Annotated in this window: 20 protein-coding genes; 7 read left to right on the forward strand and 13 right to left on the reverse strand. The window is 50.0% G+C overall.

All coding sequences use genetic code 11. The annotated features are described in order from the left end of the window. Positions 1 to 23: 23 nt before the first annotated feature. Positions 24 to 602 carry a Uma2 family endonuclease gene (locus BM202_RS07000; RefSeq protein WP_093824373.1) on the reverse strand — a complete coding sequence of 193 codons (579 nt, stop codon included), beginning with the start codon at positions 600 to 602 and terminating at the stop codon, positions 24 to 26. Between the two features lie 204 nt (positions 603 to 806). Then, positions 807 to 2117: an adenosylhomocysteinase gene (gene ahcY / locus BM202_RS07005; RefSeq protein ID WP_093824375.1), complete on the reverse strand. Its 1311-nt coding sequence runs from the start codon at positions 2115 to 2117 to the stop codon at positions 807 to 809. Positions 2118 to 2338: 221 nt separating this feature from the next. Here ahcY and BM202_RS07010 point away from each other — a divergent pair, with 221 nt between their 5' ends. Both BM202_RS07010 and BM202_RS07015 read left to right on the forward strand, forming a co-directional pair. Further along, the gene (locus tag BM202_RS07010; RefSeq protein WP_093824377.1) at positions 2339 to 2827 is read left to right on the forward strand and encodes a MarR family winged helix-turn-helix transcriptional regulator; all 489 of its coding nucleotides are present in this window, start codon (positions 2339 to 2341) and stop codon (positions 2825 to 2827) included. Beyond that, on the forward strand, positions 2827 to 3312 hold the full coding sequence (locus BM202_RS07015) for a GNAT family N-acetyltransferase (RefSeq protein ID WP_093824379.1): 486 nt from the start codon (positions 2827 to 2829) through the stop codon (positions 3310 to 3312). Before BM202_RS07010 ends, BM202_RS07015 begins: the two co-directional genes overlap by 1 nt. A gap of 11 nt (positions 3313 to 3323) precedes the next feature. Here the strand turns inward: BM202_RS07015 and BM202_RS07020 are convergent, their stop codons facing one another. The 4 genes from BM202_RS07020 to BM202_RS07035 are packed head-to-tail and all read right to left on the reverse strand — an operon-like array spanning position 3324 to position 6876. Continuing rightward, positions 3324 to 3923, reverse strand: coding sequence for a YbhB/YbcL family Raf kinase inhibitor-like protein (locus tag BM202_RS07020; protein ID WP_093824381.1), 600 nt, complete (start codon positions 3921 to 3923; stop codon positions 3324 to 3326). Positions 3924 to 3968: 45 nt separating this feature from the next. Beyond that, complete coding sequence (locus BM202_RS07025) at positions 3969 to 4793, reverse strand: SGNH/GDSL hydrolase family protein (RefSeq protein ID WP_093824383.1); 825 nt, start codon at positions 4791 to 4793, stop codon at positions 3969 to 3971. A gap of 30 nt (positions 4794 to 4823) precedes the next feature. Further along, entirely contained in the window at positions 4824 to 5507 is a 684-nt protein-coding gene (locus BM202_RS07030) for a GDSL-type esterase/lipase family protein (RefSeq protein WP_245776550.1), read from the reverse strand. A gap of 13 nt (positions 5508 to 5520) precedes the next feature. Further along, positions 5521 to 6876, reverse strand: coding sequence for a UDP-N-acetylmuramoyl-tripeptide--D-alanyl-D-alanine ligase (locus BM202_RS07035; RefSeq protein ID WP_093824384.1), 1356 nt, complete (start codon positions 6874 to 6876; stop codon positions 5521 to 5523). 125 nt (positions 6877 to 7001) lie between these two features. On the opposite strand from BM202_RS07035, the gene BM202_RS07040 reads away from it, so the two are divergent. The 3 genes from BM202_RS07040 (at position 7002) to BM202_RS07050 (ending at position 12128) form a co-directional block, all read left to right on the forward strand. Beyond that, a complete protein-coding gene (locus BM202_RS07040) occupies positions 7002 to 9245 on the forward strand; it encodes a T9SS type A sorting domain-containing protein (RefSeq protein ID WP_093824387.1) in 2244 nt (747 codons plus the stop codon). Positions 9246 to 9345: 100 nt separating this feature from the next. Continuing rightward, positions 9346 to 9714: a hypothetical protein gene (locus BM202_RS07045; RefSeq protein ID WP_093824388.1), complete on the forward strand. Its 369-nt coding sequence runs from the start codon at positions 9346 to 9348 to the stop codon at positions 9712 to 9714. A gap of 218 nt (positions 9715 to 9932) precedes the next feature. Next, positions 9933 to 12128: a PAS domain-containing sensor histidine kinase gene (locus BM202_RS07050; RefSeq protein WP_093824390.1), complete on the forward strand. Its 2196-nt coding sequence runs from the start codon at positions 9933 to 9935 to the stop codon at positions 12126 to 12128. A 39-nt stretch (positions 12129 to 12167) separates the two neighbouring features. On the opposite strand, the gene BM202_RS07055 is transcribed toward BM202_RS07050, so the two are convergent. From BM202_RS07055 to BM202_RS07085, 7 genes are all read right to left on the reverse strand, one after another. Further along, the gene (locus BM202_RS07055; protein WP_093824393.1) at positions 12168 to 13463 is read right to left on the reverse strand and encodes a sensor histidine kinase; all 1296 of its coding nucleotides are present in this window, start codon (positions 13461 to 13463) and stop codon (positions 12168 to 12170) included. 199 nt (positions 13464 to 13662) lie between these two features. Beyond that, positions 13663 to 15036, reverse strand: coding sequence for a PhoPQ-activated pathogenicity-related family protein (locus BM202_RS07060; protein WP_093824395.1), 1374 nt, complete (start codon positions 15034 to 15036; stop codon positions 13663 to 13665). A 42-nt stretch (positions 15037 to 15078) separates the two neighbouring features. Then, on the reverse strand, positions 15079 to 16350 hold the full coding sequence (locus BM202_RS07065; protein WP_093824396.1) for a hypothetical protein: 1272 nt from the start codon (positions 16348 to 16350) through the stop codon (positions 15079 to 15081). Positions 16351 to 16452: 102 nt separating this feature from the next. After that, the gene (locus BM202_RS07070; RefSeq protein ID WP_093824399.1) at positions 16453 to 18096 is read right to left on the reverse strand and encodes a SusD/RagB family nutrient-binding outer membrane lipoprotein; all 1644 of its coding nucleotides are present in this window, start codon (positions 18094 to 18096) and stop codon (positions 16453 to 16455) included. Between the two features lie 90 nt (positions 18097 to 18186). Continuing rightward, positions 18187 to 21588 carry a SusC/RagA family TonB-linked outer membrane protein gene (locus BM202_RS07075; RefSeq protein ID WP_093824401.1) on the reverse strand — a complete coding sequence of 1134 codons (3402 nt, stop codon included), beginning with the start codon at positions 21586 to 21588 and terminating at the stop codon, positions 18187 to 18189. 91 nt (positions 21589 to 21679) lie between these two features. After that, positions 21680 to 21877: a hypothetical protein gene (locus tag BM202_RS07080; RefSeq protein WP_093824403.1), complete on the reverse strand. Its 198-nt coding sequence runs from the start codon at positions 21875 to 21877 to the stop codon at positions 21680 to 21682. 87 nt (positions 21878 to 21964) lie between these two features. Continuing rightward, on the reverse strand, positions 21965 to 22510 hold the full coding sequence (locus BM202_RS07085) for an RNA polymerase sigma factor (protein ID WP_177236526.1): 546 nt from the start codon (positions 22508 to 22510) through the stop codon (positions 21965 to 21967). Between the two features lie 568 nt (positions 22511 to 23078). On the opposite strand from BM202_RS07085, the gene BM202_RS07090 reads away from it, so the two are divergent. Then, positions 23079 to 25307 carry a hypothetical protein gene (locus tag BM202_RS07090; RefSeq protein WP_245776551.1) on the forward strand — a complete coding sequence of 743 codons (2229 nt, stop codon included), beginning with the start codon at positions 23079 to 23081 and terminating at the stop codon, positions 25305 to 25307. 82 nt (positions 25308 to 25389) lie between these two features. After that, complete coding sequence (locus tag BM202_RS07095; protein WP_093824407.1) at positions 25390 to 26214, forward strand: HpcH/HpaI aldolase family protein; 825 nt, start codon at positions 25390 to 25392, stop codon at positions 26212 to 26214. The last annotated feature ends 19 nt before the right edge of the window (positions 26215 to 26233 follow it).

The raw sequence follows: 26233 nt of genomic DNA on the forward strand, positions 1-26233 counted from the left end.
GCATAAACAGGCGAACAAATGGTTTACAATAAGTCGCTTAATCGAACTATGAAACCCGAAAGTACGTCATCCCCACTTAATTCATCAGCAAACGCCTTTATTTCTGGTTCACGATCTGGCCGATAAATCGTAGTTTGTTGTGTGAATGGATCAATCACCCAACCCAGTCGAACGCCATTCTGGAGATACTTCTCCATTTTGGTGGGCAACGTGTATTTCTCGTCCGAGTCGCTCATCAATTCGATCACGAAATCAGGACAGATCTTCGCGAACTTATCCTGATCCTTTTCAGAAAGAGCATCCCAGCGGTCATGACTAATCCAGGATACGTCCGGTGCACGAACCGACGTATCGGGGAGCGTGAAGCCCGCACTGGAATCAGCTACTAAACCCGATTTAGTTTTACGATTCCATAGAACAACCTCGGTGATGAGATCAGCATTCCTTAATCCAGTTCTTGTATTGGTGGGCATCTCAAAAATAATCTGGCCATCTGCTTCGCGTTCAATACGAAGCGAGGGATTTGCCTGACAGAATGCGTAAAACTCATCGTCAGTCAGGCGGTCATCCCGGCGCGTAGTGGGGTTTAGCGGGAACATCATAGTTGAGCGTCGTTTCCTTGTGTCAATACTAACAATTTTTACGCAAAAAAGCGCGGTTCCGTTGCCGAAACCGCGCTCATTGTCTGAACCGGGATTTTTATGATTTTACTGACCGACTATGATTTTTAGTAAGACTGGCTGTGCGTTAGCTAATTTTCAAATTCATAGTCGGTCAGTAAAATCATAAAAATCCCGGTTCAGATACTAGTACCGATACATTTCCGATTTAAATGGACCTGCAACCGGAACGCCAATATAATCTGCCTGATCCTGCTCCAGTGGTTCGAGTTTAGCTCCAACGTGGGCCAGGTGCATAGCGGCTACCTTCTCATCAAGAATCTTAGGCAGTACGTATACTTTGTTCTCGTATTTGTCTGAGTTAGCCCATAATTCGAGTTGCGCCAGCGTCTGGTTCGCAAACGAACAGGACATCACAAACGAGGGGTGACCCATAGCACAGCCAAGGTTCACCAGACGACCTTCGGCCAGTACGATGATTTCCTTGCCTTTTACTTCATACATGTCAACCTGCGGTTTGATCTGGCTCTTGCTATGACCATAGTTCTCGTTCAACCAGGCCATATCAATTTCGTTGTCGAAGTGACCGATGTTGCAGACAATGGCCTTGTCGCGCATGGCCTCGAAGTGACGACCTTTAATGATCCCGACGTTACCCGTAGCCGTTACAAAAATCTGAGCGCGGGGAACTGCTTCGTCCATTGGAATAACTTCAAATCCATCCATAGCGGCCTGAAGCGCACAGATGGGATCGATTTCAGTTACCAGTACGCGGCAACCAGCGCCACGTAGTGATTCGGCCGACCCTTTACCTACGTCGCCATAACCAGCAACAACGGCTACTTTACCGGCCAGCATCAGGTCGGTAGCGCGACGGATAGCGTCTACCAGCGACTCGCGGCAACCGTATTTGTTATCAAACTTAGACTTCGTTACCGAGTCATTAACGTTGATGGCAGGCAGGTGTAACGTACCATTTTTCATCCGCTCATACAGGCGGTGAACACCCGTCGTTGTTTCTTCCGAAAGCCCTTTGATGCCCTGAATCAACTCAGGATATACATCGAAAACCATGTTGGTCAGGTCACCACCATCGTCAAGAATCATGTTGAGGGGCTGACGATCTTCGCCGAAGAACAACGTTTGCTCAATGCACCAGTTGAATTCTTCTTCGTTCATGCCTTTCCACGCATATACGGGAATACCGGCAGCCGCAATGGCAGCCGCAGCGTGATCCTGCGTCGAAAATATGTTACACGATGACCAGGTTACCTGAGCACCCAGTTCAACCAGCGTCTCGATCAGCACGGCCGTTTGAATAGTCATGTGCAGGCATCCGGCAACGCGGGCACCTTTCAATGGCTGCGAGGGGCCATATTCGGCACGGAGGGCCATTAGGCCCGGCATTTCAGCTTCAGCAAGTTTAATTTCCTTGCGGCCCCATTCGGCCAACGCGATGTCCTTAACTTTGTAGGGGACGTAGGTTGATGTTTGCATATTGTTTTGTGAAATTTGGATACCTTTTATAAATCAACTAAGAGGAGATGTTTTTGGCGTATTTCTTAGGAAAGTGCAAAAATAAGGATCATTCGTCAGAATCCCTATACCCAGACAAATTCCTTAGCAAAGGGTAAGTCGCTAAAAAATTGACGTATGTACTTGACACTATTTAAAATTTCACTTAACTATGTAACTTCTTACGTAACTGCTTACCTATTATGGATTTTATGGCCGATATGGCTGAGCTGGCTCTGGCGAGTCGGCTTCGGCGATTAAGTGATACGTACTGGCAGGGGGTAACGGCAATCTACCGGCAATCGGGGCTGGATTTCGACGTTCGCTGGGCCACCATCTTTGTTCTAATTGCCCGTCAGGGACCCGTTGCCGTTATGGAAATCGCTGAGCGATTGGGGATTACGCACCCGGCCGTGATTCAGGTGATCAATGAGTTGGAAAAACGCGGCCTGATTGTATCGGCTAAATCGGAGCAGGACGGCCGGAAGCGCTTATTGACCCTTAGCGAAACCGGGCAGGCTATGTTGCCGCAACTTCAGCCGCTCTGGGATGCCTTTATTGCTGTCAATCAGGATATGATCGCCAGGCAGCAGCATAATCTGTTGATCTCCCTTCAGGAAATGGAAGCGCAACTAGCCGAAAAGACTTTTTTCGATCGTATTCAGGAACAACTAAACCGTACTGCCAAGTGATGGAAACAACGACGTCTACCTCTATTATTCCCTATTCGCCCGAGTATCAGCCCGATTTCAAACGACTGAACATTGAATGGATCTCCCGCTATTTCACAGTTGAACAACATGACCTTGAGCAGTTAGATCAGCCTGAGGTGTATGTTCTACCCAATAATGGACAGATCTTTTTTGCGAAAATTGACAACGACGTAGTGGGTTGTGTGGCGATGGTTAACACCGGGACGCCGGACCGGGGAGAAACGGGCTTCGAACTAGCTAAAATGGCTGTTTCTCCCGCTGCCCAGGGAAAAGGAATAGGCAAACTATTATGTCTGGCTGCCATTGACTACGCCCGCCAGCTGGGCGTAAAAACCGTCTGGCTGGAATCAAACCGTATCCTGACACCCGCCCTGACAATGTATGCCAGCGTAGGTTTTCGCGAAGTCCCCAGCGTACCAACGCCCTACAGTCGGGCCGATATTCGAATGGAAATGATCTTGTAAGCCAACACAACTTACTGCGGACGCTTGAACAGACCGACATATCCGGCTTTTCCCACTACATGGCCGTCTATCGCTTTTAATACGTTTCTGCGCGTTTCTAATCCTTCGGCGCTGGGCTTCACATCGAGTTTGGTGTCCAGCGCGTAGATTTCAAAGACGTAGTGATGCAAGGGTCCAGATGCCGCAGCACCCGGACCGCGGTAGGCGGGTGTGAAAACATTCATCTGGTAGCTGCCATCGGCCAATTGCGCCCCGCCCGGAACACCTTCGGGCAAACCCCTGAGGGTAGGAGGTATATTCCAGACCAGCCAGTGGAGCTGATCATCCGTGCTGTTGTTGCGCGACACATCGACATCATGCATATGCAGAACAAAGCTCTGCGTACCCGGCGGTACGTTGGTCCAGCTTAACTCCGGCGACGTACCACCGCCCGGCGCTGCTCCGGGTGCCGCCTGAGTAAATTTTATGGGAATAAGCCCTCCATCCTGGAAAGCCGGACTGGTCAACCGCATGGGCGGATCGGTTGGCGTTGTTGCCGGGGTAGACTGTTGCGCGAACGTCAGAAAAATCGGACTGACCAGCAGGGCGAAGGCAATGAATAATCGGTTCATGCTATGTCGAAGTTTGGGTAAAGATACTAACCCCTGTAAGCGCTATCAATACTTTTTCATGACCTTCACCAGCCCACGTGTGATACGTTCATAGCCTTTATCCGATGGATGTAAGCCGTCATAAGTCCTGTCGACAGCTTCAAGCGGGTAAGGGTACTCGTCGGTTTCGGGGTTAAACGGAATGTCCGTAAAGGCTGGATACGAATAGTTGGTATAGACGCCCGTTTGCGGGTTCTTCAGGCGTTTGTATTTCACCAGCTTTTTTAGGCCTAAACCACGCATGTGGTAAAGATCAACGACCGGAAATTGTTCGAAGCGGCCAATGGAATCAATCGCATTGGCAAACGATTCGAGGTACTGGCCGTTTTTGGGTTTATACGACCCAAAGGCATTGTTCTTAAAATTGCCCAGATACACAAAATCCACCCGCTGCATGGGCGTGATCAACAGAATATGGGCTTCGGGATTGAGGCTACGGAGTTTATTGATAATAATCCGGAATGAACCATACACCGTGTTGTTGCCCGTATTGTTCTGATAATCAGTTAGACGGCCTAAGGGCCGGCCCTGCCACCAGTCGTTGGTTCCCAGAAAGACCGAGTAAATATCAGCTTTGACCAATCCTAATGTTTCGATTTTTTGAGCGATGCCGCCGGACGTCCATCCGTTGTGGCCCTGATTCGTGTAGTGGATATTGGGAAGTTTCTCGACAACCCGGGTCATGTACCCTTTGGTGATTCGATTTCCCGTTTCGTCCAGGTGCTCGTTTAAATACGTGATCGAATCGCCAATAGCGACCCAGCTAAGCTCTTTGGGCTTGTAGGAACTAAGCAGACAGAGCAGGGAAAAGAGCAGAACCAGCTTTTTCATGATAGTGGGGTAATTGGAGATTCTGCGAAATTATTTCAAATACGGGCGTACTACGCCAGCCCAGCGGTTGTAGCCTTCGGGAAGCATATGCAGGCTATCGGCTTTAAACAGGATACCAACGGGTTGCCCATTTTTGCCAAGCATTACGGGGCGAATATCAATGAAGTCAGTATTTTTCTGTTTGGCCAGATAATCTTTGATCAGGCGATTCGCTACGTCCATTTCAGGAAAGAATTTCCGACGCGATGGACTGGGTTTCAGCGCAATAAAGGCAAAGGAAACCGTAGGCAGTTTTTGGCGAACATGCTCGAACAAAGCTACAAAACGCTCATAGGTTTCCTGGCCGGTTTTGCCAGCTGCTACGTCATTTTCACCCGCGTAGAGCACAACCTGTTTGGGATGGTAGGCCACAATCGCCCGGTCGGCGTAGTACAGAACGTCGGTTAGTTGGGAGCCTCCAAAACCCCTCGGAAGCACCGGTTTACCGGGGAAATAATCGTTTACGTTCTCCCACAACCGGATGGACGAACTCCCCGTGAATACGATTGGATTTTTTAGCGGAGGTGATGCGCTATCTGCCTTTTCGAAGGCTCGGATTTCGTTTTCGAACGGGTGGGGTTCGGGCTGAATTAACCCAACCGCACACAAACTAACGAGTAATAAGCCAATACATCCACGGAATTTCAGGCGATACGTCATAAGGAAAGCTACCATCTGGTAACGGATTTTAAATGAAAGGCACGACAGTCTCTAAACTCATGCCCCGCGATCCCTTTATCAGTACGTATGTGTCGCTCATTGGGTTGTCCATCACCCAGTTATGTAGTGAAAATTTGTCTGGAAAATAATAAGCTTTGGGCAAATACGCCAGGGCAAACCGCATGTCCTTACCTGCCAGAATAACCAGATCGAATTTGCTGTCGGCGATCAATTTACCCAAAGCCGCATGTTCTGCTTCGCTCTCGGCACCCAGTTCATACATGTCGCCCAGAATAACGGCTTTTCGCTTTGCTGGTGTAGCCGCAAACTGCTGAATCGCGGCCGCCATCGAACTGGGATTGGCGTTATAAGCGTCCAGCAATACGGTATTGGTCCCCTTGACAATCACCTGAGAACGGTTATTGGTGGGGTTATAGTCGGCCACAGCGCGGTTGGCTTCTTCGGGTGAAACGCCGAAATAATCGCCAATGGCGAGAGCCGCCGTCATGTTTTCGAAATTGTATCGACCCGGCAGATGCGTCGTTATCTCCTGACCGGTCGTATCGCGGTAAACAACCACGGGCGATTCCTGAAGCAGCTTAATCGGTGCGCTGGCCGAATCCACGGCGGCCGAATCCACGGCGGCCGAATCCACGGCGGGATAGAAGGCCACTTCGGCAAAGGTGGTTTCGGAACGTAGTGTTTTCAGGCGTTCCCGATACATGGCCATCAGGGTTTTATCGCGGGAATTGATGAAAACCGTCAGTCCATGTTGGGCCAGATAATCATACAGTTCGCCCTTACCTTTTCGCACGCCCTCGATCCCACCAAACCCTTCGAGATGCGCTTTCCCAACGTTAGTAATCAGCCCGTGGGTCGGCTGGGCGATGGAGCAGAGAAGCTCGATCTCGTGCTGATGATTGGCACCCATTTCCACCACGGCCATTTCGTACGACTCCGAAATGGCCAATAGCGTAAGCGGTACGCCAATGTGGTTGTTGAGGTTACCGACGGTGGCGTAGGTCTGGTAGTTTTTGGACAGCACAGCCGCAATCAATTCTTTGGTCGTGGTTTTGCCGTTCGAGCCCGTCAGGCCAATCACCGGGAAGGTAAATGTTTGGCGATGGTACCGTGCCAGATCCTGAAGAGCCAGCAACGTATCGGCTACGAGCAGGTAGCGGGACGGGTCGTTGGCGGCCACCGCAGCGTCGTCTACTAATACGTAGCGAGCCCCCGATGCGAGCGCCTGTCCGGCAAACTGATTCCCATCGAAGGTATCGCCTTTGAGGGCCACAAACAGACAATCGGGCGTAATTCGGCGGGTGTCGGTGGAAACACCGCTGCACTCCTGAAATTTATGATAGAGTTGGTCGGTAGTAAGCATCACATTCAGGACAGTTCTATCGTTGCTATTGAAACACAGAGGTAACCGCGAGCGACACCGCGAAGATTTTTTGTATTCTCCGCACTTGCTCCGTTCTCTGCTTTTAAGAAGGCCCCAAAAATAGAATGAAAAAGCTATTCGTACTTTGTTTTTTGGTAATTCCGCAGTTCACCCAGGCTCAATCTGGTGGGAAGATATCGTTTCGGTACGACCAGACGCCAACGATTACGGCAAATGGACGCGCGATCCCGAATCCCTGGGCGGGCGGGTTGAATGCCACGCAGTATTCCACCATCCGCCTGAACGACGACGCCCGCGATGACCTGGCTGTGTTCGACCGAACGACCAACAAAGTCAGTACGTTTGTGGCCGTTGCTAATGCCAGCGGCACTGGTGTTACGTGGCAATACGCCCCCGAATACGAAATCGCTTTCCCCACCAATTTAGGGAGCTGGATGCTGCTGGTCGATTATGATGCGGATGGTCGAAAAGATATCTTCACGGCTGGATCGGGCAGTGTTCGGGTATTTCACAACGAATTGAAAAACGGACAGACGGTCTTCACCGTAGCGGCCGATCCGCTCATGAGCGAAGGTTTTACCAGTCGACTTCCGCTCTATGTGGCCAGTGTGGATATGCCCGCGATTCTGGATTATGATGATGACGGCGATATTGATATTATCACCTTCGATTCAGGAGGTAATCTAGTTTCCTACCAGCAAAATATGAGCGTTGAACGTACCGGCCTGAAAACAGGGCTGGACTTTAAACGCTACCAGAATCTGTGCTGGGGCCATTTTCAGAAAGAATACTGCAATGATTTTGTGTTTGGCATTCAGTGCGGTGACGGGTCGGGTCGGGTTGGCATCGACAAACCAAGTGGAGCACGGCCCTTACACGCGGGGAATACGATAACGATGGTCGATACGGATGGGGATGGTAAGAAAGACATGCTGTTTGGTTTTGTAACCTGCGAAAATATTGCCCGCCTGCGAAACACCGGCACTAATGATGTCAGTGCGAATTTTACGAGCTACGACAGTTTGTTTCCAGTCCAAGCGCCCATTCTGTTTCCGTCGTTTCCCGCTACTTTCTGGGAAGATGTCGACGGGGATGGTGTGAAAGATTTACTGGCTTCCCCCAGCGTAAGTGCCAATGATAATCAGGCGTTTGACTTTCGGGCATCGGGCTGGTTTTATAAAAATACAGGCACGAATCAGAAGCCGGATTTTACGCTGGTTCAGAAAGATTTTTTGCAGAGCGACATGCTCGATCTGGGCGAGCGGGCCGCCCCGGTACTGGCCGATCTGGATGGCGATGGCGACATGGATATGCTGGTTGGCTATCGGGGTTTGGGAACAGGTACTACGTCCCGCGCTGGCTTGTGGCAGTTTGAAAATACCGGTACGGTTCAGAAACCCACTTTTGTGCTCATCACCACCGATTACCTTGGCCTGTCGAAGTCCCTGGCGCTGACCGACGTAGTGCCTGCTTTTGCGGACGTCGACGCGAACGGTAGTATGGATCTGGTGCTGACGGGAACGGCAACAAGTGTGGTCGACATTCGGGTGTTGATCAATGCCGCTGCCAAAGGCGCTGCCGTACGCTATGACCTGGCCGGAGCGACGCGCTGGCCTACACCTGATCTGATGAATCCGCTTGATATTCTGACAGTAACCGACGTCGATCGGGATGGTAAACCGGATTTATTAATCGGTCGGTATAATTTTGGTACGATTCTTTACTACCGCAATGCGGGCACGGCAACCGCGCCGGCCTTTCAATTGCAAAATCAAACCTTCGGAGGTATCAAAACCGACGACTACATATACGCGCGGGCTCGTTCGCTGGTCGTTGCTGATTTAAACGGTGATCAAAAGCGAGAGCTTATTGCCGCTGCTGACAACGGTACGGTCAAGGTGTATCAGTTTCCGGACCCGCTCGATCAATCGTTGGTACTCATCGATTCATTGTCGTCGATAGGCATGCCGGGAACAGGGTTACTGGCCGCCGTTGCCGATCTCGACGGCGACCAACTGCCCGACCTGATGCTGGGGAGTTTGGCCGGTGGTTTACGGTATCTGAAAAATACGTCCGAAAAAATAGTTGTCACGGGCATTGACGAAGAACCAATGAGTCCGTGGGCTTTTCCCAACCCAACCGAACGCTACGTTACGCTGAAATCACCGTACGAGGGCCGCGTTGACCTGGTATCGCTATCGGGGCAGATTATGCTGCCTGCCCAGCCGGTTCGGGCAGCAATTGAAACGGTTGTCGATTTGGGGAATTTGCCTACAGGAACGTATCTGCTACGTCTGTCCGCCGACAATCGACCGGCACGGGTGCAGAAAGTAATTGTCGCGAAATAGTCGCAAACTCTTTACGACATTAGTGGTTAGTAACTAACAACCGGTGATTGAAAACGGGTGTGCAGATTCGCCCGCCAGTCACCATCAGCACTAAACCATTATGGAAAATACCAACAACTCCGATCAACAACGCGTGGATCAGAATTCGGGTGGACCACTGGAAGGGATGTCGCCCCAGAACACGAATATGCCTTTGAATGATAATGAAGAGGACTCGGTCGTTTATGCAGGATTAGGTGTCAATAACCAGCCCGACATTATGAATCCCGGTGATGAAGAAGCCTCTGATACGTTGCTATATACCGATACGGCAACCGCCCGCCATGCTACGGATGAACTCTCGAACGACGAAGAGTTCGATGAATTTACGGTTGATGAGTTAGAGGATACTGACCTGTCGGACGATGATATAGACGAAGAGATCACGGAACTTGCTGAGGAAGAAGAGGAAGGCAACGAGCGATATTAAGTAACTGCGCTACCACGTTCAGGGCTACGTTGTACAGGTAGTGGGACAAGGTAGTTTGTGGGAAAGCGATAAAAAAGGGTTAATCAGAGAGAGTTTTTATAGGCTCAGACTGATTAACCCTTTTTTAATGAAGTCTTCTTCAGACTTGACCCATTATCTTGTGGCTGTTATTAAATTCGTTGACCTCTTCTACTCTTTAGGATCAATTAACCTACTCTATGACTGGTAAGTATACATCGAGTGACCAGGATAGTCCCCAAATTCCTACTACTATTTATCCTTTTCTGGCCAACGGAGGTGAAATGGGTGCTTTGATGCGGGCGTTCGATTGGTCGGGTACTACGCTTGGCGAACCTGCCAACTGGCCGCAAAGCCTTCGTACTACACTCAGTATTGTTCTGAATTCAAATTTCCCCATGTTTTTATTTTGGGGGGAGCAACACCTTTGTTTTTATAACGATGCCTATCGCCCGAGTCTGGGTAACGAAGGCAAACATCCCTATGCGCTCGGTAAGCCCGGTGCCGACGTCTGGCCCGAGATATGGGCCTTCATTAAACCGCTGATTGATCAGGTGCTTGCGGGGCGGGGCGCTACCTGGAATGAAGATCAGCTTCTACCTATTTACCGGAATGGTCAGTTAGACGATGTGTACTGGACCTTTAGTTATAGTCCGGTTAACGACGAATCGGGCCGAATCGCGGGCGTCTTTGTGACTTGCCAGGAGACCACGCAACAGGTGTTGACCCGGCAACGGCTGGAGGAAGGTCAACGGCAAGTGCTGGCCTACTTCGAACAGTCGCCGGTGGGCATTGCCATCATCAGTGATCCTGATTTGACTTTCCGAATGGCAAATCCCTTCTACAGCGAGTTAGTAGGCCGCCGACCCGACCAGTTGATCAATAAACCCCTGCTAAAAGCGCTGCCTGAGCTTAACGGACAGGGATTTGATCAGTTGTTGAGAAAGGTTATTGACACGGGTGAACCCTACGTTGCCAAAGAAGTAGCCGTAGGTCTGGTGCGTAATCATCAACTGGAAACCATTTACGTTGACTTTACTTACCAACCTCAACGGGAGGCCGATGAAAGCATTGCGGGTGTAATTGTGGTCGTTACGGACGTAACGCAGCAGGTTATAGCCCGCCAGAAGATCGAAGACGCCGAAGCTACCCTGCGGAGCGCCATCGAACTGGCCGAATTAGGTACCTGGCAGTTTGACTATACCACTGGCCTGATTGACTATTCACCGCGCTTAAGAGTGTGGCATGGTCTAGAACCCGAGGAGGTAATTACGCCCGAGCGGGCCTACCGACTGGTTCGTAAAACAGACTGGCCACGGGTTAGAGCGGCTATTGCTCAAGCTGGTACACCCGGCAGCAATGGGCTATACGACATCGAATATACCGTGGTGTTGCATCCGGACGGTCAGGAGCGAATATTACATGCTCAGGGTAAAGCCTATTTCAACGAACTGGGACAGGCGTATAAAATTGGTGGTACGGTGCAGGATGTTACGGCACAAAGACAGATTCAACTGGCCCTGGAACAGCAAGTTCAGAAACGTACGGAGGAACTGGAATCTATCAATGAAGAACTGGCCACAATCAACGAAGAGCTTATCGTAGCGAACGAGGAAATAGCCAACGTGAATCGGGGACTCCAGGAAACGAACCTGCACCTTAGCCGTTCCAACCAGAATCTGGAACAGTTCGCCTACATTGCCAGCCATGATTTACAGGAACCCCTACGGAAAATCCAGCAGTTCAGCGATCTGTTAAAGACACGCTATGCTACGTCCGAGGGTGACGAGTTGGTTTATCTGGAACGGATGCAGGTGGCCGCCAGCCGAATGTCCCTGCTGATTAAAGACCTGCTGGCTTTTTCACGCATTTCGACCGGTCAGGTAGCGCAGGCTCCCGTATCGCTTGCTAACGTTATTCAGGTAGCCCAGGAAAATTTATCGGTAGCCATTGGCGAGACGAACGCTCATATTCAGGTTGGTACGTTACCTACGATACCGGGCGATGAATCGCAATTGGGTCAACTGTTTCAGAACCTGCTTTCCAATGCGCTTAAGTTTCGCCGGGCCGATCCGTCGGGAGCCTGGATAAGCCCGCAGATACAGATTAGTGCCCATACGGTACTGGCTACTGACTTGCCTATATCGGTAAAACCTGTTCGTCAGGCTAATGCTTACTACCTGATCAGGGTGACTGATAATGGGATCGGATTTGAAGAAAAGTACACAGATCGCATTTTTCAGGTGTTTCAGCGCCTGCATGGCAGAAATGAGTTTGCCGGAACGGGGGTAGGCCTGGCCATCTGCCAGAAAGTGGTGACCAATCATGGAGGGGCCATTACCGCCATTGGACGGCCGGGCCAGGGAGCAACTTTCTGCGTGTATTTGCCCGTGTGAGTGGTAAAGCCGTGCCTGATTTAGTTATGACACAGGTTCCTATACGCTGGAATGATTGTCGGCAACGGCTTCGCTTATGGTTCTTGACACAGGTAAAAGAATGGAAAAGGTCGTTCCCTTCCCAAATTCAGACTGCGCCTTTATGCTCCCGGAGTGATTGCGAATAATTCTGCGGCAGTAGGCAAGACCAATGCCCTCGCCCACCAGAACGTTATTCTGTTTAGTAGACGGCACCTGAGAAAAAATGTCGAAAATCTTTTCAAGTTGAGATTTTTCGATACCAATACCATTGTCTTCGAGCTGGATGTCAACAAAGCCAGCGTTATTTCCGGTCAGTACCGGCTGGTCGGCTGGCGGTTGAGTTAACTCATTGGCTGAGATCGTAATGACGGGGGCTACGTCCTTTTTAGAAAACTTAAGTGCATTGCTGATGAGGTGATAAAAAAGCTGTTCCAATTGCAGGGGTATTCCTTGAATCGACGGCAATTTTCCTGTTTTGACTGTCCCCTTCCTGGCCTTCAATTTCGGACTTAACTGGGTCACTACGTCCGTTATGACTTTCATCAAATCAACCCGTTCAAAATCAGCCTCCTCATTTTCCAGCTCCGAAAATCCGGATAAATCTTTCACCATCATGGACAGTCGCTGCGCGCTGGAATTGATTTTTGAGGCAATCGTCTTCGCCTTATCAACATCATTTATTTCCGTAGCCTCAATCAACAGGCCACTAAAAAGCCTGATCTTCCGGAGCGGTTCCTGGAGGTTATGATTGGAAATATGGCGATACTGTCGAGTTTCGTCCATTGAATCTGTTAGCTGCTGATTCAACGTTTGTACGGCCATCTGGCTCCGATCGATTAATTCTATCTGCTGGTAATGAAAGGAAATTAGATCCGTAAAGGCATTGAACATGCCAATGGTCCTGGAATTGTTCAGTTGAGCTGGTCGGGGGTCGATGGCACAAAGTGTACCAAAAAAATCACCATTTTTCAGGAAAATAGGGAAGGAAATATAACTTTGAAAGCCATACAGATTGGGCGTATGATGGTCGCAGTAGTCTTCGCTTTCTGCTACGTGATCAATGATGACGGGTTGGTGAGAGCCCCGGATCTCATGACAAATCGTTGTTTCCAGTTTTAATTCGCCACCAGAGACCAGCCCGAATTGAATATCATCGCGAACACTACAGGCAATCCATCTGTCCTGAGTCACACGGGCAATAGCGGCAAAACCCATTCCGGTCGTCTGGCACACTACGTCTAGTATGGTGGGTACGATTGGGATCTGCTTGATGCGCTCAATATCCTTGGATAAGCTAGCGTCAGAATAAGCCATTTGATCGGGCAGTATAACAATCAAAGATACGCTTAAAAGCTAAAGTTGGTCAGATCATACTAATTCTAGCGTTTATACTGACGTTAGCTATGCTATATACGTCCTAAAACTGCCATGCCCTTAGCGACCCAATCGAATATCAATTGGGCCGCTAAGGGCATGGCAGTTCAACCTACTTAAGCAGGCAAGATAACTCGCCTTATTTCAGGAAAACCTCGTCGTTATCGGTTAAAAACATCCGGGTGCTTTCGGTATACGTACCGCCGGTTGGCACTTTATATTTCAGATCGACGTAAAACGCCCGGAAGCCTGATGCTGGATAGGCTTCACTTACCGAAATCGTGGCTTTGTTCTTTATACCCAGGGGTTTGCCTTCCCACTTTTCGTCCTGAAAAATCATGTCTGTCGAATTTGCCGACCAGACCGTTACGTCCTCCAGCTTGTCGGAAGTCGTTTTTATGGTGATGTCAACGCCTTTCTTCGTGGTCGATACGCTCCACTGGCAAGCCGGATAAGGCTGCTTGCTTATTGTGTTTCCGAAAAAAGCGCTCAGAGCCTCCAGCGCCTGCCGTTTATCGCCCAGGTCATGCCCCACATTAGGCACGTAGTGAATGAAGTTTTCGCCCGGAATCTGGCCAATGTAATGCTTCACGGCATCAACCGTCCAGTACTCATCGTTGGTACCCATGAACAGCATTTTCGGCATGGTTAACTTTTTTCGGTACGAATACGGGTCGATCATTTCATTGATGGCCGTGCCTTCTTTCGTATGGGCGGTCTGCGGAATGCCCAGCTTTACGTAGTCGTCAATCTGTTCGCTGTATTTATGCCAGATCTTCATCTGATAATCCAGATTGACCGGCATATTCAGAATGTCAATGACCATCGGGGCAATAGCCACGGCCCGTTTGTCGCTTGCCCCCGTCAGCCAGGTGGTCCAGCCACGCTTTGAAGCACCCGAAACCACAAAGTTTTTGACTTCTTTATTGAGCTTCTCTTTGGCTAAGGCCTGCACCGCGTCCATCGCCCGAACGGCACTTTTTACCATCGGGAAAAGTAGCGGCCACGCGTAATCACCATCTTTTTTAAACTGATGCAATGTGTAGGAAATCAGCGCATCTTCGGTCAGATTATCGTATAAGGGTTGGTTTGGCGTCTGACGAAGCACGGCCACGATGGCATTGTTTTTTGTAGCCACCGCGCTGATCGCCCGATTGAATCCATCTTCGCGTTTGTTCCAGTTGGGTTCGCCTTCTTTCACCGACCCACCGGTAATGAACAGCAGGGCCCCCTCGTATTTCACGTCTTTCGGAACCAGCACGGTCAACTGATGCTTCCAGGTATATTCCCGCCATTTCTGGGAGGTCAGCAGTACTTCATAGGCCGTGATGTCGCCGTAGCTATACGTGTCTTTCACTTCCCATTTGAAGGTCTGATCGCCGTTGTGAAGGTAGCTATCCAGCGCGGTCGACGGCGTAATTCCATCGACTGGTTTGGGTACATCAAACGAGAATAGCGCACTGATACTGATAAGCGCAACAAGAGCAAGGGTTTTAAGGAAATACGCTTTCATTGATTAATCGGGTTTAATTTATGTAACGTGGACCGCTGGGCGTTACTTTTTATATCCATCCGTTTTGGGTGATTCAGCAATTAATTTCAGGGCTTCGGTCATGTAAATTTCGGCGGTGTTTTCGCCCAGACTGGTCCGGCTAACGTAGTCATAGCGCCTGAAACTAGTAAAATCTTCCTTGGTCAGCATGTAGCCAAAGGCGTCGTTGGTCAGACCGAATAAAAACGGGTTGCTGGCGTGCATATGTCGCTTGAGATAGAAGCCGATATTTGGTAACGCTTCGCCCGGAATGGTCAATATCTGCGCGGTGCCAATGTTGAGCAGATTGACCTGAGCCACTACCTTGTCGCCGGACGCTACGGCATAGTTCAGCGGTGAGTTCTTTACAATGTATTTCATCACATCCGACTCAATCGGAAACGTAACGTTTCGGGATGCGCAGAAAAGCGCAGGGTTAGTTTGAGCTTCAGCCGGGCTTACAATACGTAGTGCTTCATCGGCCAGTAACTCCCCGATTCGGATGCATTCGTCCCACGTATTGACTTCCTTCGCGTTCTCCCGCCGATTGTCGGCCGTCACCATACCGCCCTGAGCACCGTTGACGAACATGGCCACACCCCCCGCTTTTGACTCGATTCGGTCGTAGAGTGGACCGCATAAATCGGGGCTAAGAATGCCCCGACCCGAGCCAATGACCTCTGGATGAATCGCGTAGTTAACCAACGTAGCAATGGACTTTCCGGCATTCGTTCCGGTTGTGGCAATGGCCTGAATGACCCCGCAGCGCGGGTCGTATAAGTCAGGCGCGTAGTAGTTGTAGGCAATCTGGCCTTTAGCTTCACCAACCGCGATTTTCAGCGAGGCCGGACTTAATTTCGTTACCGCTTCATTAACGGCATCGGCGATGGCCTGCACACATTTGTCCAGATAGGGGAGGTCCGCGAAGGATTCGCCTTTCTCATTTGGGAACCCGTATGCATCGGGGCCGCTGTGCGTATGCGTGCAGCCAATCAGGATATTCTGGGGCGGAATTCCCTTGATGAGCGCTCTCGATTTGTTGCCCAGCACCGACGGCCAGCCCAGATTATCGACACTGACGATGGCCACACGGGTGCCTCCTTTTTCAAACACACAGGCCCGGACAAACAGCTCTCCCTTTTTCTCGACGGCTTTTTTAGGTGTCCCAATGCCTCCCGAAACAGGCAATAACGGATTCGGCGTAATAAGCCGGACGGCGGCTCCCGCTTTAAAATCCTGCGCACCCGCAGGGACGACTAACCACAAAAAGGCGAATAGAGAAAGGAGGGTTTTCATATGTATGATTCTCTGGTATAGGGTATTCAGTTTACGGAAGCTGGCGCAGAAGCAACTCCAGCGCCAGCTTCCGTAAACTGAATACCCTAAACCGAATACCTATCACCAGGGCTTGCCTGTTCCCTGAACCAGCCACTGTTTTGACCAGGCGCTGTTTTTGCCGTCGGATTGTGAGTTGGCGGTTGTCTCAAGTTTTTCAATGGCTACCCCCGAATTCGTTTTGTTCAGGTTTAACTCATCCCGCATGTAATAAAATCGAAGAGGCAGCGCTTTCCGCTTTGCCACCGGCCCCGCCACCAGCGCAGGCAGACCCGTCCGCCGATAATCGAACCAGGCTTCGGTGGCGCTGGTCCAGCTGGCAATCCATTTCTGGCCGATAAGTTGCGCCAGCGTTCCGTCATAAGCGACCCCTTTCTGGGCAATGAACGTAGCGTAACTGCTGGCCAGGCCCCAGGCGGTGAGGGAGGCTTTAACCCCCGCTTCATACCGGGTTTTCGCATCACCGGCCACCCATCCTTTCTGCGCAGCTTCAGCCAGAATAAACTGAACTTCGGCCGCCGACATCAGCCGGGCTTTCAACAGTGGCCCTTTGGCCTGCATATACTGTTCATTCAGATACGAAACGTGCGGATTGTAGGACGTTTGGCCCGGCGTTGGATTGAAATTATAACCCGACGGCAACTGCGACGCACTCGGTGGCAAACCAACGTAGTTCGGATCGGTATCGATGGGTGTCGTTCCTACTTTGTCGGGTGAGAGATACCGGACGCCGTTTGTGATTTTATCCGTGCCAGCGGGTAGGGTAGCGTCAACTTTCAATGGAATCTCTACCTTCTTGGCCCAAATTGCCAACCGTGGATCGCTCGTTGCCTGCATGGGCTTGAGCAGCGTACTACACATTTTTACCCGCCGATAATTGCTGCCACTGATATCGAATACCGTGTTAGACGGCCAGGCGTCGTTGGTATTATTACCCACATAGGCCATCGTCGCATCGGCAGCCGCATCGTCGATAATGGGATATTGCGCAGGAGTGGCCACAATTTTCTCGATCCCCGCTTTGGCTACGTCGGGCTGTTTGGCCGAAATTCGCATCAGATACCGCAGCTTCAACGAGTTAGCGAGTTTTTGCCATTTCGTCGGATCGCCGGCGTAATAGAGGTCGGCACTTTCCAGAATACTTGAGTAGGATGTTTTGGGCTTCGATAGCAACGTATTGGCTTTATCCAGATCGGCCAGAATGCCCGCGTAAATAGTTTCCTGACTGTCATATTTCGGTGAAATAAAATCCGTTCCTCCCTGTTCGCCCTTCAGCGCGTTGGTGTAAGGGGCATCCCCCCATAAATCGGTAATCAGGCCAAACAGCATGGATTTCATGACCAGCGCCACGCCCTGTTGAAATTCCATGTTCAGCGCTACGGCCCGCTGATAGACCAGGTCGTTGTTTCGCAACTGGTTGTAATAGTCGGTCCAGCTTTGGTCGCCACCCCAGTCGTAGTCGTTGTGCCCACTAAACCAGGCGTCTTTCTGGGTGTGCTGTACCACACCGGCAATATCCTGAAAGCCGAGGTTTGTGTAGAGCTTGGCTGTTTCCGACAGTACCGTTGGCATGACCAGATTCGGATTTACCGTTTCGGGCTGAACACCGTTTGGGTTTATGTTTAACTGACTCAGGTCTTTACAGGAAAAACAAAAAGCCAGAAACAGAACGAGTAAGGCCGTATTTCTTAGAGATAGCTTGTTCATGACTAAAAATTTTATGGGGGATGAGCAAAGGGGTAAGGGCATGGGGTAAAGGGGATCACAATGCCCTCTGCCCATCCCCTTTATGCTTATTTAAAACGTAAGACCAAGTCTGAAACCAACCGGGATAGTCCAGGGTGTTACGTTGTAGCGTTCGATTCCCTGTTTGAACTGCGTACCCGCCTGAGCACTGGATTGTGGTTGAAAAGCCATTTCAGGGTCAACGTTGATTTTGGCCGCTGTCCACAGAATGATGTTGCGACTGTAGACCGAGAACGTAGCGTTCTGCAAGCCAATGGACTTCACGAATTTGGCGGGTATGTCATAGCCCAGTGAAATCTCCCGGAGTTTAACGAACGACGCATCGAATGTAGCGGCCCGGGTGAAGTCCCAGGGATAATTGTCGCCGTAAGGAATGATCTTGGTGCCTGTTCCACCCAGATTTTCGGTATACCCGGTCAAGTTGCCCTGTGCGTCATATTGGCCAATAACGCCTGGGTTGAATACGCCATATGGATAGGTCTTTCCCCCAAATTCAAACGGATACCCACCATAAGCGGCCGTTGGACCGCCCACAATCGGAAAGAAGTTGCCGTGAATTTTGATGTACTGATCGGCATTTTCGACCAGATAGTTACGTAGTGCGTCGCCTGTTCGGCCATCCGGATTGATCAGATTGTCCAGAAACCGCTGCGAGCGTAGATCCGACTCCATGTACCGGTACGTCTGCGAGACGAAATCACCACCCGACCGCCAGTCGAGCGAGAAGTTAAGGGTGAAACCTTTATACGAAAGCGAGCTTTGTGCACCCAGAATAAAGTTCGGGTTGAAATTCCCGATTTTATTCTTACTCGTCGTAGCACTCTTACTCTGCCACGAACCATTATTGTCCAGAATTGGGTACCCGTAATAGGGTGATTTCTGGTCGGTTACGGTGATAATCTCTGAATCGTAAATGTCGCCAACTTTATCGCCTACATAGGTCCAGGCACCGCCTTTCGCATCCGTCCATAAGGTGTAGTACGGTATAATATCCGTCAGTTCCTTAATCCGGGTCGTATTCTTGGTGAAATTCGTGGTCAGGTCCCAGCGCAGACCGCCTTTGTCAATAATCGTACCACCAAGCGAGAGTTCAACACCGCGACTTTCGAGCAGACCCGCGTTGATATTTTTGGTGGTAAAGCCAGACGATGGAGCGGTCTGCGAAGGCAGAATCTGGTTGCGGTTTTCAGACATATAATACGTTCCCGAAAAACGAAGTCGATTCCGGAACATGTTGTAGTCGATACCCACTTCGTAGGACGTAGCAATTTCGGGTTTCAGGTCTGGCAGCAAAATGCTTCCCGATTTGCTCAGGCGCGTAACACCATTCCAGGCTCCGGCATCGGCCAGGGTAGGAAACAGGCTGTACGGACTGGCATCGTTACCCACCTGCGCGGCCCCGGCCCGCACTTTAAACATATCGACGCTGCCAGGCATGTGCATGATTTCGTTGAGCAGCACACTCAACGACGCCGATGGATAGAAGTAAGAGCGATTGTTGGCCGGTAACGTACTCGACCAGTCGTTTCGAGCCGTCAGGTCCAGGTAAATCATGTCTTTGAAGCCAAAATTAGCGGTGGCATACGCGCTATATATGGCCTTCTTATACAGATAATTGCTGTAATTAATGTTCGTAGTCGCAATATTCTGAATGGTAAACAGCCCAGGAATAATCAGGCCCGCTTTGTCTTTGCTACTGGTATTAATATCTGTTGATTGAGAGTACCGGTTATTTCCTCCGGCCGAAACCACCACGCTCAGCGCATTGAATCGCTTGGTATACGTAGCGAGGAAATCGGCATTACGTTCGTAGCGTTTCAGGTTAATCAGCCCGTAAGCACCATTTGGTTCGCCGGTGTAACTCTTGGCTATTTTTGTCTCCCGCTGCTCCGTATACGTATCCAGTGCGTAGCGACCCATCAGCTTGATTTCGGGTGTAATCTGCCATTCGGCTCTCATGTTGCCGAATAGTCGATCCCGCACAAAGCTGTTATTTACTTCGTAGGCCAGGAAGTACGGGTTGTTGTAGTTACCAATGCTTTGCGATTTCTGTTGTATTCCTTCTTTACCCGGTACCCAGTAATCCCGTAGTTCATTGATATCGATATGCGAACCAACCGCGTAGGCCCATTGCAGCGGGTTTGTACCCCGTTCGCCAGCAGGCCGGTTGTTGGAATTATTCCGGCTGAAATCCAGATTCGTGCTCAATGTCAGCTTGTTGTTGACCCGCACATTCGTGCTGATGGCCAGCGTGTTTTTGAACAGATCCGAATTAGGAACAATACCCCGGCTGCTCATATTGGAGTACGAAAGCCGATACGTTATTTTTTCCGAATTGTTCGAGATCGATACGCCGTTGGTGCTGGTGATTCCCGTTCTGACAAAGTCCTTAATGTTGTTGGGGTGCGAAACGAGCGGGGTTGGTATCTGCTTCCCATCGGTACCAACGGGGCTATTCCACTGAATCGCGTTGTATCCTTTGTCTAATTCGGGACCAACACCCCCCGCCGAACCTTCGTCAATTTGCAGAATCCCGCCCGGATAGGGATTTGCCGTGGGTGTGAACGGAAGAATTCCCGTGGCAAATCCCGTCGACATTTTTAAATATTTATAGGGCTGATCGAACACCGTATTCGACGTTACCGAGACCGATATTTTCTGCGACTTCGAGCCACTTTTTGTGGTAATCAGCACAACGCCGTTGCCCGCCCGTGACCCGTATAGAGCGGCCGCGCTTGGTCCTTTCAGAATGGATATGTTCTCGACATCCTCGGGGTTGATGTCGGAAATGGCGTTGCCGTAATCGACGCGGTTATCGCTACCAATCTGACTGACGTTATTCAACGTATTAGCTATGGGAACGCCATCGACGACGAATAAGGGCTGATTGTCGGTATTGAGTGATTTTGCTCCCCGAATGATCATACTAACCGATGACCCGGACGGGCCCGTTGAACTGATCTGAACACCCGGCACGCGACCTGCCAGCGAATTCAGTACGTTTTCCTGCGCCACACGACTCAGGTCTTTTCCCTGCACCTCACCGACTGCATAGCCCAGCGAGCGTGCTTCCCGCTTGATGCCCAGCGCCGTAACGACCACTTCGCCCAGCACCTCGTTGTTTTCGACTAACTCGACGTTGATTACGGATTGATTCCCGACCGTAACTTCCTGCGTTTTGTGCCCGATGAAGGAGAACACCAATACCGCGTTGTTGCTGTTTACGGAGATGGAATAGTTGCCTTTCTGGTCGGTGACCGATCCAATCTGAGTACCTTTGATCAGGATGTTAGCTCCCGCAATAGGCTGGCTGTTGGTGGCTAACGTAACGGTCCCGGTTATGGTTTTGGCCGGGTTTCCTTTGGCCAGCGCGTCTGCAAAGCAAATTCCCACCAGCATGGCGATGGTCAGGGAATGCCTTAGAATCAACTGAAAAGTAGAAATTGGTTTCATGCGTGTTCAGTTATAAGGGGTTCAATAAATTCACAGGGTAAACTCACTACGTAGCGGTCAGAAAGTCAGGCTGGTTGCCGGTTTCCAGTCGCTACTCCGCTTGTGTATCGGGTGCTGGCGTATGGTTGTTTTGACGAATCAGTTCGTTAAAATGAGCCTCCAGTACGTCAGAATAGGCCTGTATAGCGTCGACGTTATGCAGGCCTGCTAAAAATTCGTCAAGTTCTGCCCGCGACAGGTTGTTGTTGAGTAGTTGCTCAATTAGATAGCTACTGTCATGATTTGACATTGTATCACATCCGTTAGCCCGTTTGCCTATAGTACTGGCAGTGCCCGCTAAAGGACTAGTCAAAAACACTTATTTTTTATGAGGTCACTAAAGAAGGGCGAAATCGAGTTTTTCCCGCAGGACCTGTTTGGCTTTTACGAGTTGATTTTTAACTGTATTTTTTGAAATCCTCAGTAACTCCGCTATTTCCTGATAGGATTTTCCGCCCTCTATGTTCAGCAGTAAAATAACTTTCCGCTTATCGGAAAGCGAATTAATTGCCGCCTGAAGCAATTGGAGCCGGGCTTCCTGATCGTCGGCTTCCTCTTCGTGGACGCTTTGCATCCGGTCCATGTAGCGTTGTTTGAGCAACTGGCTTTTTTCGACCTGTTTCAGGTAGTCGAACGCCATATTTCTCAGGCAGGTAAATAAATAGGAATTGAAATTCAGGCTCGGGTTAATAGACGTACGACGTTCCCATATTTTTATGAACACGTCATGGACCATGTTTTCTGCCTCCTCCTGATCTTTCAACAGATACAGACAGAACTTAAACGCGGGCGTTCGGTAATGCCGATATAGTTTTGCAAAAGCCGCCTGGTCGCCCTGAATGACGTCGACAAGAATGCTTTCAATTGAGTAGTTAATGGTCATAAGGAGGAAGAGTAAAGTGTACGGTTTGTAAGTTTTTGTCAAACCATCAGAAAATGGTGAAATAGAATGGTTTGGTGAATTTTTATTAATAATTCCAGTTGAATATCCAAATATTATTTGGATAATATTGACAAAAGGATGTATCGTTATTTGATAACAAATCCTTTACATTCTCTTAACAAAGGCTGGATAATCCAAATAAAATTTGGATTTACGTTGAGTATGAGGCAAATATAGAGTAGGAGGATTTAATTAATTTTCGCACTTTGCGTAAAATAACCTTCTATTTGCGCAAGCCGATATAGATTTTACATGTGGGTAATGTTAATGATCCCATATATCTCATTTAAGACTCATTATCAATGATTTAAGTGTTGTGCTGCACAGATGGCCGTTGGTCATACGTATTAGTAACATGGGCAATTGCGCTAACGATAGCACACAAAATAGGAGAAACTGAAAATTTGCCAGTTGGGAAATAGCCTTATACGGCTGTCAGGCAGTATATCAAGTGAATATTACGAACGAAGCGGGCTCTATCTGCTCGAACTGACACCATTCCCCTATCATGCAAAGACTCTGTTCAGTAGCTGTTTTAGCTGCCTTTCTTGGTTGCTTTTTGGTTGATTATCCGGTATTCGCTCAGTCGATTTATGCCGATAAACCGTACAATCAGACGTATAGCGTTAAATATTATGCTGGAAAAACAGATGGCCTCTCCGGATTAAGCTGTGATCGAAATGGAGTGATTCAGGTAGTCTCGGCCGATGGTTTACTGCATCCATACGGCGGCCAATTTCTATCGCCCGGTATGTTGCAACCCGACCGAACGTATCGTCCGATGACTGATATGAAACTGGCGGCCATTGGTACGTATGGTCAGCAACTCGTTTACCTCGACAACCGGGCGGTGTTGAGCAATGCCTGGGCCGGAAAACTGTTCGCTGACCATCAGCTTCCCAAGGCGCGACTTTTTGCCGGTGGCGCTAATTTTACGTTCCTCGTTTCGGATGGGAAAGCCCTTCACCTGGTTAAAGAGACCACCATGTTGTGGAAAGGAGCCATGCCGGACGATGAAGCGATTGGCATTCGGTACCAGCCAACTGCGGATCAGTTCTGGATACTGGGCAAAAAATCGCTGTACACGCTTTCGGGCAAAGACTTTAAACTGGCCAGGGTGTTTGAGGGAGCCAACTTCACCTCATTCGATCTTGTCGGCAAAAGCCAGAAGGTAATCATTGGTACGACTGACGGCTACATCGAATTCGATCCGGTCAGCAAAAAGCAGCTTGGTGCCATTCACAAAAAACTGCCCTGGACCGATATCACGACCGTGGCCGACGTGAATGGAAAGCTCTGGTTTGGCTCGACCAAAGGTGCCTTTTTACTACGTTCCGACGGCAAATTCGATTACTACAACGGCGAACGCTGGTTGCCGGGCGATAACGTAACGCAGATTGCCCCCGGACCAGCGAACAGCGTGTTGATTCTGACGACAGCCGGTCTGGCCGAAATCGTTACGAAGCCGATGACGCTTCATGAAAAAGCCATGTTTTACGACAAACAGGTTCGAAGTCGGCACATACGCAATGGATTCAATGCGTCGCTGGAACGTATGAAAAAGGGTGATCTGGCGACGGGCTATCTGGATGATTCGGATAATGATGGGCTTTGGACGTCCATGTATCTGGCAGGCGAGGTGTTCCGGTACGCGGTTACGAAAGACAAAGACGCGCTGCAAAACTGCCGGGAATCGCTCGATGCCATGGAGCGGCTCTATACCGTAACGCCCGTGCCGGGTTTTCCGGCGAGGTCGTTTGAGCGGGCGGGTTTCATGGCCCAGCTTCACGATACTGACCGTTGGCAACACTCGCCCCAACCCGGTTGGGACTGGAAATCGACGACCAGTAGCGACGAAGTGATCGGGCATGTTTTTGCGTTCGGAGCCATGGCCGAATTAGTGGACGATAAAAACCTGCAACGGCGGGCCGTTACGCTCATCGATACGCTCATGAGCCACATTGTGAGCCACAATCTCTATTTGATTGACTTCGACGGCAAACCAACCATGTGGGGAAAGTGGAATCCTGAGTATGTGAATGCCTTCCCGATCAACGTAGGTGACCGCAAGCTGAATTCCTCGAATATTGTGGCCATGCTCCAGACGGCCTATCATTTCACCAAAAAGGAAAAGTACAAGAAGAAAGCGCTGGAGCTACTGCAAAAGCATGGGTATCTGGAAAATCTGATGCGGCCCATGAGCGTGATCGGAAAAGCGCCCGAAGATGCCGATGAGCACAGTAAACACATGTCGGATGGCTGGAATCACTCTGATGACGAGATGTATTTTGTAGGCTATTGGGGCTTGTATCGCTACGCCCTGACCGATGCCCTCAAAGCCGATTTCAGAAAAGCTATTATCGACCATTGGGAAATCGAGCGGCCCGAGAAAGACGGAGCCTGGAATATTTTCACCGCCCTGACGGGCACGAAAACCTTTGATCTGAACGAAGCCGTCTGGTATTTGCAGGCGTTCCCGCTTGACCTCATCGACTGGGAAATCCGAAACAGCCACCGGAAAGATATCGAGATGCTACCCGATAATTTTCGGAAACAAACGACCAAAGAAGTACTGTCACCCGCCGAGCGCCCCATTCAACGGCACAATGGCAATACGTTTAGCCTGGACCGTACCCGCAGCAATGGCCAATCGGAGCACAGCGCGGGCGACATCTGGTTGCTACCGTACTGGATGGGCCGGTATCTGGGTGTCATTAGTGCGCCGGTCAGTAAGTGAGCCGCCTGAAATAATTCGTGCGGTTGAGTAGTCTGAATGGAGACGGGAACAGTAGTATAGCTAGTCTGAAATCGCTGGTCAAATGAGTGGTTCACCCAACCGAAGTCTCCTTCAAAAGCTCAACAGTGGACAAAACGTCTACGGAACCTGTATTACGTCGACCGCGCCGATGTGGCCGAAAGCGGTCAGGCAGCTAGGTCTTGACTTTGTTTTTCTGGATACTGAACATATTCCGCTGGACCGGGCTGAACTGGCAAAACTCTGTCAGCAATTTCGGGCCTACGGCATTACGCCTATTGTTAGAATACCGAGTCCTGATCCCTTCCAGGCCTGCCAGGTAATTGACGGGGGCGCACTGGGCGTGGTGGCTCCGTATCTCGAATCGACCGAACAGGTGCGGGAATTAGTTGGGGCTACCAAATATCGGCCGCTGAAGGGCGAACGACTGGCGAATATTCTCCGTGGGAGCGAAACGCTTTCGGCCGAAATGGAAGCTTATATAACAGCCTATAATGCCGATCATATCTGCATTGCCAACATCGAAAGCGTGCCCGCGCTGCATCGTCTCGATGAGCTATTGTCGGTACCGGGTCTGGATGCGGTGTTCATTGGACCGCACGATTTGTCGGTAAGTCTGGGACTGCCTGAGCAATACGATCACCCTGATTTTGAGGCTGCGGTACGTAGCATTATTCATACGACCCGCCAAAAAGGGCTGGCTATTGGTATTCATTTCTCGCTGGAACCCGAACGGCAGATCAAGTGGATACATGAAGGCGTTAATATCATCGTACATAGTTTCGACATTGCTCTTTTCAGCCAGCGCCTGCGGCACGATCTGCGCATCATAAAAGAAGCCGTCGGCGACGATCAAGATCCGGAGTCGAGCGCATCTATGGTTGTTTGACGGGATTCGATGGTTCTTC

Source organism: Spirosoma endophyticum, assembly GCF_900112365.1.
GTDB classification, from domain to species: Bacteria; Bacteroidota; Bacteroidia; order Cytophagales; family Spirosomataceae; genus Spirosoma; species Spirosoma endophyticum.